At 33.6% G+C, this 15,398-nt stretch carries 19 protein-coding genes; 12 read left to right on the top strand and 7 right to left on the bottom strand.

The annotated features are described in order from the left end of the window. Positions 1–92 precede the first annotated feature (92 nt). The 7 genes from ACOOWA_RS08165 to ACOOWA_RS08135 all read left to right on the top strand — a co-directional run bounded on the left by ACOOWA_RS08165 (position 93) and on the right by ACOOWA_RS08135 (position 5,095). Positions 93–662 carry a hypothetical protein gene (locus ACOOWA_RS08165; protein ID WP_421374450.1) on the top strand — a complete coding sequence of 190 codons (570 nt, stop codon included), beginning with the start codon at positions 93–95 and terminating at the stop codon, positions 660–662. A gap of 3 nt (positions 663–665) precedes the next feature. Continuing rightward, a complete protein-coding gene (gene ubiE / locus ACOOWA_RS08160) occupies positions 666–1,397 on the top strand; it encodes a bifunctional demethylmenaquinone methyltransferase/2-methoxy-6-polyprenyl-1,4-benzoquinol methylase UbiE (RefSeq protein WP_421374448.1) in 732 nt (243 codons plus the stop codon). A gap of 3 nt (positions 1,398–1,400) precedes the next feature. Next, complete coding sequence (locus ACOOWA_RS08155) at positions 1,401–2,183, top strand: porin family protein (protein ID WP_421374446.1); 783 nt, start codon at positions 1,401–1,403, stop codon at positions 2,181–2,183. Between the two features lie 138 nt (positions 2,184–2,321). Further along, entirely contained in the window at positions 2,322–2,624 is a 303-nt protein-coding gene (locus tag ACOOWA_RS08150; RefSeq protein ID WP_421374445.1) for a hypothetical protein, read from the top strand. Continuing rightward, the gene (locus tag ACOOWA_RS08145) at positions 2,624–2,911 is read left to right on the top strand and encodes a cell division protein ZapA (RefSeq protein ID WP_421374444.1); all 288 of its coding nucleotides are present in this window, start codon (positions 2,624–2,626) and stop codon (positions 2,909–2,911) included. The genes ACOOWA_RS08150 and ACOOWA_RS08145 overlap by 1 nt, the downstream gene beginning before the upstream one ends. 226 nt (positions 2,912–3,137) lie before the next feature. Further along, entirely contained in the window at positions 3,138–4,706 is a 1,569-nt protein-coding gene (gene rny, locus ACOOWA_RS08140) for a ribonuclease Y (RefSeq protein WP_421374443.1), read from the top strand. Positions 4,707–4,906: 200 nt separating this feature from the next. Continuing rightward, positions 4,907–5,095 carry a hypothetical protein gene (locus tag ACOOWA_RS08135; protein WP_421374441.1) on the top strand — a complete coding sequence of 63 codons (189 nt, stop codon included), beginning with the start codon at positions 4,907–4,909 and terminating at the stop codon, positions 5,093–5,095. A 55-nt stretch (positions 5,096–5,150) separates the two neighbouring features. On the opposite strand, the gene ACOOWA_RS08130 is transcribed toward ACOOWA_RS08135, so the two are convergent. After that, positions 5,151–5,618, bottom strand: a complete 468-nt coding sequence (locus ACOOWA_RS08130; RefSeq protein ID WP_421374440.1) for an acyl-CoA thioesterase — start codon at positions 5,616–5,618, stop codon at positions 5,151–5,153. 77 nt (positions 5,619–5,695) lie between these two features. Here ACOOWA_RS08130 and ACOOWA_RS08125 point away from each other — a divergent pair, with 77 nt between their 5' ends. Beyond that, positions 5,696–6,049 carry an arsenate reductase family protein gene (locus ACOOWA_RS08125; protein WP_421374438.1) on the top strand — a complete coding sequence of 118 codons (354 nt, stop codon included), beginning with the start codon at positions 5,696–5,698 and terminating at the stop codon, positions 6,047–6,049. Between the two features lie 348 nt (positions 6,050–6,397). Here the strand turns inward: ACOOWA_RS08125 and gcvT are convergent, their stop codons facing one another. The 3 genes from gcvT to idi are packed head-to-tail and all read right to left on the bottom strand — an operon-like array spanning position 6,398 to position 8,477. After that, the gene (gene gcvT, locus ACOOWA_RS08120; protein WP_421374437.1) at positions 6,398–7,474 is read right to left on the bottom strand and encodes a glycine cleavage system aminomethyltransferase GcvT; all 1,077 of its coding nucleotides are present in this window, start codon (positions 7,472–7,474) and stop codon (positions 6,398–6,400) included. A gap of 8 nt (positions 7,475–7,482) precedes the next feature. Further along, positions 7,483–7,959 (bottom strand): hypothetical protein, encoded by a 477-nt coding sequence (locus tag ACOOWA_RS08115; protein ID WP_421374436.1) that lies wholly within the window; start codon positions 7,957–7,959, stop codon positions 7,483–7,485. 8 nt (positions 7,960–7,967) lie between these two features. Further along, the gene (idi, locus tag ACOOWA_RS08110) at positions 7,968–8,477 is read right to left on the bottom strand and encodes an isopentenyl-diphosphate Delta-isomerase (protein WP_421374435.1); all 510 of its coding nucleotides are present in this window, start codon (positions 8,475–8,477) and stop codon (positions 7,968–7,970) included. A gap of 239 nt (positions 8,478–8,716) precedes the next feature. Between idi and ACOOWA_RS08105 the strand changes: the two genes are divergently transcribed. Continuing rightward, complete coding sequence (locus tag ACOOWA_RS08105) at positions 8,717–9,118, top strand: LNS2 domain-containing protein (protein WP_179474488.1); 402 nt, start codon at positions 8,717–8,719, stop codon at positions 9,116–9,118. A gap of 100 nt (positions 9,119–9,218) precedes the next feature. Then, positions 9,219–10,178: a D-2-hydroxyacid dehydrogenase gene (locus ACOOWA_RS08100; RefSeq protein ID WP_421374433.1), complete on the top strand. Its 960-nt coding sequence runs from the start codon at positions 9,219–9,221 to the stop codon at positions 10,176–10,178. Positions 10,179–10,257: 79 nt separating this feature from the next. Here ACOOWA_RS08100 and mscL read toward each other — a convergent pair whose 3' ends face one another. After that, positions 10,258–10,701 (bottom strand): large conductance mechanosensitive channel protein MscL, encoded by a 444-nt coding sequence (mscL, locus tag ACOOWA_RS08095; protein WP_421374432.1) that lies wholly within the window; start codon positions 10,699–10,701, stop codon positions 10,258–10,260. 134 nt (positions 10,702–10,835) lie between these two features. Between mscL and ACOOWA_RS08090 the strand changes: the two genes are divergently transcribed. Further along, positions 10,836–12,350 (top strand): NAD(P)H-hydrate dehydratase, encoded by a 1,515-nt coding sequence (locus ACOOWA_RS08090; protein ID WP_421374431.1) that lies wholly within the window; start codon positions 10,836–10,838, stop codon positions 12,348–12,350. A gap of 27 nt (positions 12,351–12,377) precedes the next feature. Here ACOOWA_RS08090 and lgt read toward each other — a convergent pair whose 3' ends face one another. Continuing rightward, positions 12,378–13,226, bottom strand: coding sequence for a prolipoprotein diacylglyceryl transferase (gene lgt / locus ACOOWA_RS08085; RefSeq protein ID WP_421374668.1), 849 nt, complete (start codon positions 13,224–13,226; stop codon positions 12,378–12,380). 447 nt (positions 13,227–13,673) lie between these two features. Next, positions 13,674–13,916, bottom strand: coding sequence for a membrane protein insertion efficiency factor YidD (gene yidD / locus ACOOWA_RS08080; protein WP_421374429.1), 243 nt, complete (start codon positions 13,914–13,916; stop codon positions 13,674–13,676). A gap of 179 nt (positions 13,917–14,095) precedes the next feature. On the opposite strand from yidD, the gene ACOOWA_RS08075 reads away from it, so the two are divergent. Beyond that, complete coding sequence (locus ACOOWA_RS08075) at positions 14,096–15,373, top strand: replication-associated recombination protein A (protein WP_421374428.1); 1,278 nt, start codon at positions 14,096–14,098, stop codon at positions 15,371–15,373. Positions 15,374–15,398 lie beyond the last annotated feature (25 nt).

The raw sequence follows: 15,398 nt of genomic DNA, 5'->3' as shown, positions 1-15,398 counted from the left end.
GTAATTTTTTAAAGAGGCAAAGTTAATAATTAATATTAATAAGAAAGAATTAAAAATATTATTAAATTTGCAAAAATTGTTTCTGACAATCTATGAAAAACAACCCGTCTTTAAAAGGTTTGCTTATCGCTATTGTGGTATTTATCGGTGCTTTTGCTGTTTATAATTTCTTTTTAGCTAAAAAAAATTATTACTTGGTAGATAATCCTACACCCAATACATATTATTTTAAAATCAATAACGGTTCTGAAGGTATTATTTCTGCAGGACAGTTTGTGCATGTAGACCTAAATAAAGGGAAAAATACAATTAAAGTATTTGATCAGAATAAGAAAATGCTTTACGACTCTGCCTTTGAAGTAAAGAAAATTCGTGGCCTTTTAAATATTGCCCACAAAGATTATTACATTAATGATCAATATTATGGGTACAATCTTAAAAAAGATTCATTACTTTTGGCGTTGGATAAAACCATGATAGACGGAAAAGAGTATTATGGCGGTGCAAAACATTTTAATAAGCTCTATACCGATGACTTTTATTTTAATGTGGATGAAGATTACGATCAATTGATTAAAAACATTCAGAAAGTAGAATCCCGCTCAAAGATCTTCAGAAAAGAAGATTATCTGAATTATTATAAAGAATATTACAAGTTTTAAGTTTTGACAAAAGATATCAACCAAGTAACGCCCTACAATTCTGAATCTAGCAAAAAGAGTCAGGTAGAGGATATGTTCGACAATATTGCGCCTAAGTACGATTTGTTAAACCATGTATTGTCTATGAAAATAGATGTGCTTTGGAGAAATAAATTGGTAAAATGGATGAATTACGATAATCCTAAAGAAACACTGGATGTAGCTACGGGAACCGGAGATTTGGCCATTGCTGTTGAAAAAGGAACGGGTGCAAAGGTAGTTGGATTAGATTTATCGCAACAAATGTTAAATGTTGGCGTTATTAAAATAAAAAAACTTAATTTAGACGGCAAAATTTCCATGCAAAAGGGCGATGCAGAAAATTTACCTTTCGAGGACAATAGATTTGACGCTGTTTCCGTTGCTTTTGGTGTGAGAAATTTTGAAAATCTTAATAAAGGTTTGGCAGAGCTGAGAAGAGTAGTGAAAGAAAACAAAAGTGTTTACATTCTGGAGTTTTCAAAAGTTGAGGGTTTTTTAGGACCGTTTTATATGTTTTATTTCAAAAACATATTGCCGGCAATCGGAAGATTGATTTCTAAAGACAACAGAGCATACACTTATCTTCCCGATTCTGTAAATGCATTTCCGTTTGGAGAAAAAATGAGACAAATTCTTTTAGATACAGGATTTAAAAAAGTAGAATACAAAAAACTAAGTTTAGGTATAGCCACAATTTATAAAGCAACAAAATAACCTATGAATAAATTTCTATTAAAAGCTCTGGTTTTAGCCTCAGTTAATATTGCATTCTTTGCAGATGCTCAATTCAGAACCCGTGACAGGATGGACAGGTTGGAAGACTTTGACCAGAAAAAACTCAGCTGGGGGTTTTATTTGAATGCAAATATGATAGACTATAAAATTGTGCTTGACCCAAGATACGGAATGTATGAAAATCATAATCTGGTATCTTCTAAAGAAAGTACAAGCTTCGGAGCAGGTCTTATTGCTAAATTCAGAATGAATGATTACTTAGATGTAAGAGTAGAACCAGGTTTGCAGTTTGCTCAAAGACAATTGACTTTTAATACTCAATCAAATGATATTTATAAAGATGGAAGTTTAACAAACGCTCCATTTATACCGATTGCTTTGGCTGAAAAAGATAGAGTAAGAGATATTAAATCTACACTAGTAGATATTCCTGTAATGTTAGAATTGCATGGTGAAAGATGGTACAATTCAAGACCATACATTGCGGCGGGTGTGAATTATATCGTCAATTTACAGTCAAATTCAGGTTCTCAGGATGATAATATGCAGCAGATTTTCAGATCTACAACGCATAATTTTGCTTGGTCTGCAGAGATGGGTATTCAGTTTTATTTCAATAAATTTAAACTGACTCCGGCTGTAAGAGGAACTTTCTTTATGAATAATGAATTGGTTGCAGATAATGCTACAACGCCTCCTTACTGGTCTTCAGCAGTTTCTACATTGCAAACAAGAGCTGTCATGTTTGTATTGAAATTCGAATAATATAATACAAAATTAATATTAAAAGGAGTTGCTTGGCATCTCCTTTTTTTGTTTTAATCAAAATATAGAGATAATAATTTTTATTAGTACCAATATTTTCCTATTTTTGCTCATAGTTAGAATATTTACAGACCTGAAATGCTTCAAGAATTAGAAAATAATTTTTCAGAATTAGAAAAAAAAGTTTTGAGTCTTCAAAAAAGTCATCAGAATTTATCTGAAATGTTTTCAGACTTAAATAAAGAGCATAACGAACTGAAGGTGAAATATGATGCAGAAAGGAAAAAAAACCAGGTCTTAGCAGAAGAACAGAAAAATATAAAGCTTTATTCAGCAATATCAGGAAATCCTGAACACAACAGACTCATGAAAAACCATATCAACAGATTGGTAAAAGAAGTAGACTTTTGTATTGCACAGCTTCAAAACAGTGGATTATAATGGAGGTAAGGAGAATAACCATCAACATTGCAGGAAGAGTGTATCCGCTGAATGTACCCGCAGCCGAAGAAGAAACTTTGCGTAAAGTGGGGAAGCAGATTGAAAATATGATTAAAGATTTTGAACAGAATTTTGATGTAAGAGATAAACAGGATGCTTTGGCAATGTGTGCCCTAAAACTGGGAACCAATGCAGAAGTTGTTGCTCTGAATCATGAAAGAAATATAAAATCAACCAACGAAAGATTGATGAAAATTAATCAAAAGCTGAATGATACAGGAAAATAGATTTTTTTTCCAAAAAACCTGCCTACAGTAATTCTAACACATTAAAGGTAAACTCAACGCTAAACAATTAACGGACAAATGTCTATCGAATGGCGCGCCTGCTTGCAGGATTACAGACGATAGAAATCAGTTCAAATCGTGGAGATTAGGAGTTTACTCTATATCACTGGATTATTGTAGGCTTTTTTATTTTAGGTAAATAAGACAATTAAAACTAAATATATATATGACAACAGCCATAATAGTAGGCGTGATTTGTTTGGTTATAGGAGTTGTAATAGGGATGGTTTTCTCTAAAAGCTCACTCAATACTAAAGCTAAATTTATTATCGACGATGCTAAGAAAAATGCAGATAATTTATTAGAGAAAGCCAATTTACAGGCAGAATCTATAAAAAAAGAAAAAAATCTTCAGGCTAAAGAAAAATTCTTAGAACTAAAATCTCAGCATGATGCAGATATTCAGGTACGTGAAAAGAAAATGCAGGAAGCTGAGAAAAGAACGAAAGACAAAGAAAATAAACTGAACGACGAGCTTAGCAAAGCCGGAAAATTAGAGAAAGATCTTGACAGGCAAATCGCTGATTATGCTAAAAAGAATGAAATTTTAGAGAAAAAGCAAAGTGATCTTGACTCGGCAACAGCCAGAAAAGTTGAAATGCTTGAAAAAATTTCAAATTATACAGCTGAAGAAGCTAAAGCAGAATTGGTAGAAACCATGAGAGCAGAAGCAAAAACAAGAGCTCAGGCACACGTTCAGAGTATCATGGAAGAAGCTCAGTTGAATGCTAAAAGTGAAGCGAGAAAAATCGTTATTCAGACGATCCAGAGAATTGGCACAGAGCAGGCAATTGAAAATTCGGTTTCTGTTTTCAACATCGAATCTGATGAAGTAAAAGGTAGAATTATTGGTAGAGAAGGTAGAAATATCCGTGCTTTGGAAGCGGTGACAGGTGTAGAAATCATCGTTGACGATACACCGGAAGCAATTCTTCTTTCATGTTTTGATCCTGTAAGAAGAGAAATTGCAAGATTATCACTTCACAGATTAGTAACAGACGGTAGAATTCACCCTGCAAGAATCGAAGAAGTTGTTGAAAAAACGAGAAAACAAATCGAAGAAGAAATCATTGAAGTAGGTAAAAGAACTATTATTGATTTAGGAATTCACGGATTACACCCAGAATTGGTAAAAATAGTTGGTAGAATGAAATACCGTTCTTCTTACGGGCAAAACCTATTACAGCACTCTAGAGAAGTTGCAAATATTGCGGCAACAATGGCTGCTGAATTAGGATTAAATGTCAAATTAGCGAAAAGAGCAGGTCTTCTACACGATATAGGGAAAGTTCCTGAGCAGGAATCTGAACTTCCTCACGCACTTTTAGGAATGCAATGGGCAGAAAAATATGGTGAAAATCCTGAAGTGATCAATGCAATCGGAGCTCACCACGACGAAGTAGAAATGACGTCTTTATTATCACCGATTATTCAGGTCGCCGATGCGATTTCGGGAGCAAGACCGGGAGCAAGAAGACAGGTTCTAGAATCCTATATCCAAAGATTAAAAGATCTTGAAGCTGCAGCATTAAGTTTTGAAGGTGTTTCTTCGGCGTATGCAATTCAGGCCGGAAGAGAATTGAGAGTAATGGTAGAAAGCGGAAGAGTAAATGACGAGATGTCTTCTCAGCTTTCTTACGACATATCTGAGAAAATTCAGAATGAATTAACGTATCCCGGGCAAGTAAAAGTTACCGTAATCAGAGAGACTAGAACGGTAAACATCGCAAGATAACACACTACATAAACTGTCAAAAACCTTTCAAGAAATTGAAAGGTTTTTTTATGAGATAATATATTATTGAATTTATTCTATTGATTTTATTTAAATTATATATAAATTTTCAATAAAAATTTCTGTTTATTAGTGTTCTATTCGTAAATATTTTTTAAATTTGATAATCAAACTATATTGTTAAATTTAAAACAAATCACATGACAAACATTTTAAAGAACGCTAAAAGGCTTAAAAAAACCGATCTTAAGGAGATTATCGGTGGAGCAGGTAAAATAGGTAATCCAGATCTGTCTCTTTGCGGATGCAGCTGTTCAGGAGCCGTTACCGGTCCTTCATATTGTGTACAGTATATCGGTTGTCCACAAGTGTACAATTGCAAAGACTAACATAGATAAACCCTTCCAAAGATACTTGGGAGGGTTTATTTTTTAACTTCAATCATTACAGAAAAGGTTTCATTTCATCTTCAATCTGAGTTCTCAGCTCCATCAGACGTATTGCGTATTTTTCTTGTTGTTTTTCTTCTTCGTTTTCCGGAATCCACTTAGGTACTAAAAGTTTTTTTCCGTTTTCATCAACGGCGACAAATACAATAATGCAGTGGGTTTTCTTATCAAAATTCGGTTGTTTCAGACTTCGTGAAAACACATTAATCGAAATATGCATACTCGATGATCCGGTATAAATTACATGTGCCTCAACTTTTACCAGCTCGCCAATTTTTATAGGCTCATAAAAACGAATTCCGCCTACATACACTGTTACGGAATAATTTCCGCTCCATGTAGTTGCACATGCATATCCGGCCTGATCAATCCATTTCATTACACTTCCTCCATGTACATTTCCACCGTAATTAACATCAGAAGGTTCGGAAATAAATTGGAAAGTAACTGGTTTATTGTCCATTTTTAAAATTTTAATAAAGGTATTTAATAATTTTTAAAATTTTAAATTTTGAGTTATTTTTGGGCTAAATTTAATTTATGAAGAAAGTATTTCACCTCAATACCTGTGATACCTGCAGAAAGATTTTAGCGCAGTTTGATTTAACAGATTGGGAAAAAAGGGAAATAAGAAAAGAACCCATCACCGTAAAAGAACTTGAAGAAATGCACAGACAAACCAATTCTTACGAAGCTCTATTTAGTAAAAAATCTACCCAAATCAAACTGAGAGGACTGGATGTAAAATCATTGACAGAAAAGGATTTTAAAGAGTTGATTTTAGATCATTATACTTTCCTGAAACGTCCTGTTTTTATGACAGATGACCAAATTTTTATTGGAAATGATAAGAAAAATGTTGAAGCCTTGAAAATGTTTTTTGAAGCGGAATAGGTTGCCACGAATTTACGAATGTAAGTGTTTTTTGATAGTATATTTAAACCTCACAGGTTTCCAAAACCTGTGAGGTTTTTATACAGTTGGCAAAGTAATTTGGTAGAAGTTAAAATAATTACTGTACAATCAACTTTTACAGAAGCTATTAATCGTTACGGAAAAATAAATTTAATTCACCAAACTCTAGCCCGGATAGAAATGACATTCTTTTGTGTGGCGGATGGAGAGAAACGGAAGCTGCTACATAAAAGATAAAATGGATAGCCATAATCCATAATCTCCTCCTAAAAAAACCGCTTCATCATTACTGATAAAGCGGTTTTTAAATATTTAAAAATTTTCTGCTTAAACAAATGGCATTTTAACCACTTTCGCAGGGATGTTTTTATTTCTTACCTGAATGAATATTTCAGAGCCAATCTTGAAATGAGGCTTGTCTACATAGGCAATTCCCAAACCGATTTTTTTCATTGGAGACTGTGTTCCGGAAGTTACTTTTCCGATCACGTTTCCTTCAGCATCTACAACGGGGTAGTCGTGTCTTGGAACGCCTTTATCAGTCAATTCAAAACCAACTAATTTTCTGATAACTCCAACTTCTTTTTGTTTTGCGAAAATATCTTTAGATACAAAATCTTTATCGAATTTCGTGATCCAGCCCAACCCAGCTTCGATCGGGGAGGTTGTGTCATCAATGTCCATTCCATAAAGACAGAAACCTTTTTCTAATCTCAAAGTATCTCTTGCAGCCAATCCGCAAGGAATAATACCTTCTTCAGCACCAGCTTTAATGATAGCATCCCAAAGTTTTTCAGCATCTTCGTTTCTGAAATAAATTTCAAAACCACCACTTCCTGTGTAGCCTGTGTTTGAGATAATTACATCGTTAACTCCGGCAACGCTTCCAACAGTGAAATTGTAATAAGGAATTTCAGAAAGATTAGTTTCTGTTAATTTCTGAAGAATTTCAGTTGCTTTCGGACCCTGAACTGCCAAAAGAGACATTTCGTCTGAAGCATTCGTCATTTTCGCGCCGAAAGTATTGTATTTTGAAATGTGATCCCAGTCTTTTTCGATATTTGAAGCGTTTACAACCACAAAATATTTATTGTTCTCCATTTTGTAAACGATTAAATCATCTACAATTCCGCCATCTTCGTTCGGGAGGCAAGAATATTGTGCTTTTCCGTTTTCAAGAACGTCAACGTTGTTTGTGGTAACGAATTGCAAAAGATCTTTAGAACCTTCACCTTCAATGAAAAACTGTCCCATGTGAGAAACGTCAAACAATCCTGCTTTTTCTCTTACTGCAAAATGTTCTTCCGTTACTCCGGAATATTGTACAGGCATATCAAATCCTGCAAAAGGTACAATTTTCGCCCCCAAAGAAACGTGTTTATCGTACAAAGCTGTTTTCTTCATGTTTATTTTTATTTCTTTATTTTAAAACTGTCGAAAGTTTCATTAAAAACTTTCATGTAATTTCCGTTCCAGTGTTTTTCTTGGCAATTAATGGTTATCAGAAACATATCTGTATTTTTCTGATATAATTTTGTAATCCAGAGTAGCTTTTCTTTTTCATCGAAATATTCATACTCATATTCTGAATATCCTTTTTTGCTTCCTGTATTTTTTACTTTTTTCTCATCATCCGAAGAATTATATAATGCTAAGATAAATTTTTTCACTTCAGCTTTTGGTAACTCCAGATCATGGTATTCTGAAATGGTAATTGCACCTATCTGATTGGTAGGGAAAATATTTACAATTCCTTCATCATTGGTGGCTTTCCAGGTGTCGGGCATGGTGATTGAATAATGTTCACTCTCGTAAAGTTCGATTCCTAGTTTCTGTGAAAATGAATAAATGCTGAGTAAAAATGCTACAATTAAAAAAGTTTTTTTCATCGTTGTGTTTAAAAATGGTGTTTATATTCTTCCAGAATGATTTTAAACCATTCTGTAAATTCTGTTGGATGTTCTGAAATTTCTTTGTCTAAATCTTCGGGCGAAATGTAGCGAATTTCCTCAACCTCATTTTTGTTTAAATGAAATTCAGAATTATATTTTCCTGTGAAGACATGGTCAAGCTCATGCTCCCAAAGTCCGCCTCCAACATCTGCTTTGTAAATAAAATTAAATTTTTCTGAAAGTTCAGCATCAATTCCCAGCTCCTCATTCAGTCTTCTTTTTGCACCCTCCAGATAAGTTTCGTCCATTCTCGGATGTGAACAGACTGCATTCGTCCATTGACTGGGAGAATGGTATTTTCCTGGAGCGCGCTTCTGCAAAAGCATTTCACCTTTTTCGTTAAATAAGAAAACCGAAAATGCACGATGGAGTAGACCATTAATATGAGCCTGTTGTTTTTCCATTAAACCTAAAACTTCATCTTCGGGATTTACTAAAACTACCATTTCTTCCATTCCTACAAATTTAAGTTTTAAACATGATTTTGTAAAATAAATGTTTAGTTTTTTTAATATTTATGAAATATAAGCTTTTTATTAAGTGAAAAATATTCGTTAGAATTATGAAAAATGCAATAAAATGTATTGTTTTATTAAGTTTAAAATTGATTTTGTGTTAAATTTTTAACATAAAGTAATATTAATACTTCTCTTTGAATCATAAAGCGTAACTTTGCACTTTAAAATTTTGATAGATGGAACTAGATTATATTGAGCATATCAGTCCGATTCTGAAAGACGGAGTAAAGAATTATTTGATCGATATCGACGGAACAATTACAGATGATGTTCCCAACGAAGAACCAGAAAGAATGGTAACTTGTGAGCCTTATCCCGATGCATTGGAAACTGTAAACAAATGGTACGATGAAGGTCACCAGATTTGTTTTTTTACTTCAAGAACAGAAAACCTGAAACAAATTACAATCGATTGGCTGGATAAACACGGTTTTAAATATCACAGTGTTTTGTGCGGAAAACCAAGAGGCGGAAATTATCATTGGATAGACAATCATTTGGTAAGAGCAACACGTTACAAAGGAAAATTTACTGATTTGGTCGAGAAGCAAGTGACCATTGAAGTTTTTAAAGATTAAAGTCTAATATAAAAAGATTTAAAAATTAATCAACTAGAGTATAAAGCTTGAAATTATTTAATTTTTAAATCTTTCAAATTTTAAATAGTAAAACATTTTTATGAAAGTTTTGGCAAACGACGGTTTAGACCAGTCAGGAATTGATGCATTAACAGAAAAAGGATTTGAGGTAATCACAACAAAAGTTCCTCAGGAATCCCTTTTAGATTACATCAACCAACACCAGATTCGTGCAGTTTTGGTAAGAAGTGCGACGCAGGTGAGAAAAGATATTATAGATAATTGCCCATCACTTGAAATCATCGGAAGAGGTGGAGTAGGAATGGATAATATTGATGTAGACTATGCCAGAGAAAAAGGAATTCATGTTATCAATACGCCTTCTGCTTCTTCAGAATCTGTAGCTGAATTGGTATTTGCCCACTTGTTTTCAGGAGCAAGATTTTTGCAGGATTCCAACAGAAAAATGCCTTTAGTAGGAGATACCGAGTTTGCTTCGCTGAAAAAAGCATACGCTGCAGGAATTGAATTAAAAGGAAAAACAATCGGAATCATTGGAATGGGAAGAATCGGCCAGGAAGTGGCGAAAATTGCTTTAGGTCTTGGTATGAGAGTGATTGCAGCTGACAATATGATCGGAAAAGCAAGCATTAAAGTAACTTTTTACAACAAACAGTTTATTAATGTTGATATTGAAACTGAACCTTTGGATGCAGTTTTGAAACATTCAGACTTTATTACGCTTCATGTTCCGGCTCAGAAAGATGGTTATATGATCGGGAAATCTCAGTTTGAAATGATGAAAAGTGGGGTTGCCATTGTAAATTGCTCAAGAGGTGGAGTGATTGATGAAGCTGCTTTAATTGAAGCTTTAGACTCAGGGAAAGTACGTTTTGCGGGTCTTGACGTTTTCATTAACGAACCTACTCCGGCAAAAGAAATTATCACACATTCTAAAATTTCTGTAACGCCTCATACGGGTGCTGCAACATTGGAAGCTCAGGACAGGATCGGGCTTTCTCTGGCAGAACAGATTTCAAGCATTTTGCAGATTCAGTAGAAATTTTTATTATTCATATAAAATTAAATCCGCCACAGTAAAAAATTGTGGCGGATTTATTTTTTATATGAATTTATTTTCATCTATTTTTTAGCTCGTCACGTATTTCTGCAAGCAATTGTTCTGTAGCTGTTGGTGCTGCAGGAGCTGCAGGAGTCTCAGCTTCTGTCTTTCTCATTCTGTTGATGGTTTTTACAAGCATAAATACAACCAATGCAAGAAGCAGGAAATTGATAGCAACCGTAATGAAATTTCCGTAAGCAAAAATTGCTGCGTCTGGCGCAAGTTCTTTAGCTTTTGCAAGAGTGGCACCTGCAGGAATAGTTTCAGAACCTTTTCCCATTGCGAAATAAATGCTGCTGAAATCTGGTTTACCTACAATAGCTGCTACGATCGGCATAATCAAATCATCAATTACGCTCGTTACAATTTTTCCGAATGCACCACCGATGATTACACCTACTGCCAAATCAAATGCATTTCCTTTGATGGCAAATTCTTTAAACTCTTTTACGAATCCCATAATTTTATTTTTTTAATGTTTTATACAAAAGTATCATTTAAAAATAGTAAATCTAAAAGTTTTGGGTGTTTTTTTGCTTCAAATAATCATTAAACTCAGATAATTATGATTAAATTTAATAAAAATCAGGATAGATGAAAATTTTTACTGCAGAAAAGATCAGATTAGCAGATCGGTTTACTATTGAAAACGAAGCGGTTTCATCTGTAAATTTAATGGAAAGAGCCGCTAAAAATTGTGTTGACTGGATTTCAGAAAATTGTAAACAGCATACAAAATTTGCAGTTTTCTGTGGAATCGGAAATAACGGCGGCGATGGTTTTGCAATTGCAAGAATGCTTTATTCAAAAGGTTTTGATGTTGATGTGTTTATCAATAAAGATAATACAAAGTTTTCTGATGATGCTTTTATTAATTTTAAAAGACTGAAAGATATTTCCGGAATTTCTGTGAAAGATTACAGCGAAAGTGATAAATATAATTTTGAAAAAACAATTATCATTGATGCACTTTTCGGAACTGGTTTGTCAAGAAATGTAGATGGTTTTTATAAAAATTTAATTGATAATTTAAACCTGAAAAGCAATCCTAAAATCTCTGTTGATGTTCCGTCCGGAATGTTTACAGATACGCTGAATGATAATGATTCTGTTATATTTAACGCAGATTTTACATTGACTTTTCAGTTTTGGAAAAAATCATTTCTTCATCCCGAATCCGGAAAATTTGCTGGGAAAGTTATTGTTTTAGATATTAATTTATCGAAAGAATTTATTAAAAATAATAAGACCGATGATTTTGTAATTGATGATGATTTGATTTTAAAAATCTTTAAGCCTCGTCAAGATTTTGCGCACAAAGGAACTTATGGCAAATCAATCATTGTCGGCGGAAGTTATGGAAAAATCGGAGCGGCAGTTTTAGCTACAAAATCTGCTTTAAGATCGGGTTCAGGTCTTACATTTGTTTTAGCCCCGAATTGTGGTTATGAAATTCTTCAAACCGATTGCTCTGAAGCAATGTTTATTGAAGGTGGTGAAAAAAATATTACCGAAATTGATGAGCAGGAAAATGCAGTTTTTGGAATAGGACCGGGTTTAGGAACTCAGGAAAAAACAGAAAAAGCCTTATTGAAATTTCTTAAAAAGCAAGATTCACCGTTGGTGTTAGATGCAGATGCTTTAAATATTATTTCTAATGATGAAAATCATATAAAACTAATTCCCAAAAAATCAATTATTACTCCACACCCGAAAGAATTTGAAAGACTTTTTAGAAAAACTGAAAATTCTATTGAAAGATTAAATTTAGCCAAAATAAAAGCACAAGAACTCGGGATTTATATTGTTTTAAAAGATCATCATACACAAATTATAAATCCTGAAGGAAAAACATTTTACAATATTACAGGGAATTCAGGTTTGGCAAAAGGCGGAAGTGGTGATATATTAACGGGTATTATTACTTCGCTTTTAGCTCAAAAATATTCGCCTGAAGAAGCTGCAATTCTGGGAGTTTGGCTTCACGGAAAAGCCGCAGATCTGGCTGCTGAAAAATTTTCAAAAGAAGCGATGCAGCCGACTGATGTCATTAATGAAATAGGAAATGTATTTCTTGAATTAAACAAAAAAGCCACAACATTGTTGTGACTTTGTGATTTTATGTGCAGTTAAAATTTACTCAGGCTTTCCGTTTTCGGCTTCTGTAATTTTAAAGTTTTTTGAGTAAAGCATGATGACAACTCCGGCAATCATAAACGGAATTGAAAGAATCTGACCCGTATTTAATCCTGCAAAAGAAATAAACTCGTCTCCTTGAGGCTCTTTCAGGAATTCTACAAAAAACCTGATCGCCCAAAGAATGATGAAAAATAAACCAAACAACCAACCTTGCTGGTATTTTTTGTCAGTTTTTCTATATAAAACCCAAAGTAAAACGAATAATAAAACGTAACCCACTGCTTCAAATAACTGCGCCGGATAGCGTGGAACTGTTACTCCGTATTCGCTGCTTTGTTGTGGGAAAAGTAATGCAAATGGTGAATTTGGATCAACTGGTTTACCAATAATTTCAGAATTGAAAAAGTTACCCATTCTTACAAATGCACCACCAATGGCTACTACAATTCCTAATCTGTCATATACCCAAAAAGGATTTTTCTTAATGATTTTGAATGAATAATAAAGCGTTGTGAAAATCAATGCAATCGTGGCTCCATGACTTGCCAGTCCTGAAAATCCTGTGAATTTCAGACCGTTTTTTGTACTGATTGGTAAGAAAACACTCCAAAAATCTTCTTTGAATAATTCTGGCTGATAAAAAATAACGTGCCCCATTCTTGCACCTAGAATGGTTCCGATTAAAGTCCATGTGAAAAGCGGTTCAAGATATTTTTGATTAACATGATCAATCTTGAACATTCTTGTCATTAAAACATATCCTAAACCAAATGCACAGATAAACATCAAGCTATAAAAATGCAATGTTACAGGCCCTAAATGAATTCCTGAAACCGGATCCCAAATTTTATAAGGTGTTTCTAAAGAAACAGATTCTGACGATGTAATCGGTGTCTGCGTTTTAACAGCATATTTCAGCGTTTCAATATTGTTTTCGGTGACCGTAGTATTTTCTACTAATTTAAAATCCTTATCAAAAAACTGATATTTTGCATTCTTGTAATTTGCTAAAATCATTGAACTGCTAATGAAATGCGACTTTTCAACATTAGATTTATTCAGAATTACCACAGTATTTGGGTTTTTATTAACCTGAGCAAAAGAATCAAGCTCCGGAAGCTCAGTCGTTGCAAAAATCTTTACAGGAATCTCCTTAGCATTAACTTTTAAAGTTCCGTCTGACAAACCATCTTTGTAATTTTGTGCAAAAATACATTGGGTAACCAATGCAAATACGACAAGATAAATTCGGAAGAAAATAGTATTCATTTCTATATTTTTAATTGAATATTTTTATTTTTTTGGCGGAACGGGATCATAACCGCTACCACCCCAAGGATGACATTTTGAAATTCTTTTTACACCCATCCAAAATCCTTTAAAAATACCGTGAACCTGCAGAGATTCTACCATGTAATGAGAACAAGTAGGCTCGTAACGGCAGTTTTTTGGAAGTAAAGGCGAAATAAACCATTGGTAAAATTTAATGAGAATTACCAAAGGAGATGTGATGATTTTATTAAATGAAAGTTTCAAAACATTGCAAAAATAGGCTAAAAAATTGAAATTTAGTTTAAATTTGTTTCAAGTTTCTGGCAGCGAAGACATGATTCATCGGATAAATTAATTGTTTTGCCGATTCTGTTTTTATTCAGAAAATTTCAATCTCTTTTAATTAGGTTTGAAACTCTATTTTAACTTCAAATAAAAAAATCTTGAATCATAATATTCCTTTAGCAGAAAGATTAAGACCCAAAACTTTAGATGAAGTTTTGGGACAGGAGCATCTTACCGGAGAAAAAGGGACAATAAGAAAAATGCTGGAAAATGACAGCTTAAATTCTCTTATTCTTTGGGGACCTCCCGGAACAGGCAAAACAACATTAGCAGAAATTATTTCTGAAAAATCCGGAAGAAAATTTTTTAAACTTTCTGCGGTTTCTTCAGGGGTGAAAGATGTGCGTGATGTGATTGAAGATGCAAAAAAGCAAAATCTTTTTTCGGGAAAATCGCCGATTCTTTTTATTGATGAAATTCATCGGTTTAATAAATCCCAGCAAGATTCTTTGCTTCATGCTGTTGAAAAAGGTTGGATAGTTTTGATTGGTGCTACAACTGAAAATCCAAGTTTTGAAGTGGTTTCAGCATTGCTTTCCAGAAGTCAGGTTTATATTTTGAAAGCGTTGAGCTACGATAAATTGGAGGAACTGATTGATATTGCATCAGAGAGATTTAATAAAGATGAAAATTCTCAATTTATCATTAAAGAAAAAGAAGCTTTCATTCAATATTCTGGTGGAGATGGAAGGAAACTGATTAATTCTGTGGAATTGGTTTTAAACCAGTTTAAAAATTCTTCAATAAAAGAAATTACCAATGATGATGTAATGTCGGTTCTTCAGGAAACGATGGCACTTTATGATAAAAATGGTGAACAACACTATGATATTATTTCAGCTTTTATAAAATCAATGCGTGGAAGTGATCCGAATGGAGCTGTTTATTGGTTGGCAAGAATGATTGCAGGTGGTGAAGATATTAAATTTATCGCTCGCAGAATGTTGATTTTGGCTTCTGAAGATATTGGTTTGGCAAATCCCAATGCTTTGGTAATTGCGAATAATTGTTTTCAGGCCATAAATGTGATTGGAAATCCCGAATCGAGAATTTTATTGAGCGAGACGGCAATTTATCTGGCGGTTTCTCCTAAAAGTAATTCTGCTTACGCAGCCATAAATGAAGCTTTGGCTTTTGTAAAAAAAACAGGAAATCTTCCGGTTCCGTTACATTTGAGAAATGCTCCTACAAAATTGATGAAAGATTTAGATTACGGGAAAGAATACAAATATGCTCATTCTTACGATGGTAATTTTGTAGATCAGGATTTTTTACCTGAGGAAATAAAAGAAGTGAAATTTTATGAGCCGGGAAATAATGCGACTGAAAAGAAAATTTATGATGAGCTCAAGAAAAAATGGTCTCATAAATATTAAAATAAACGGATGTTCATATGAGCAT

The organism is Chryseobacterium sp. GP-SGM7, from assembly GCF_049166575.1.
Lineage (GTDB): Bacteria > Bacteroidota > Bacteroidia > Flavobacteriales > Weeksellaceae > Chryseobacterium.
Note: the sequence above shows the minus strand (reverse complement) of the source record. Positions and strands in the feature narration are given on the sequence as shown.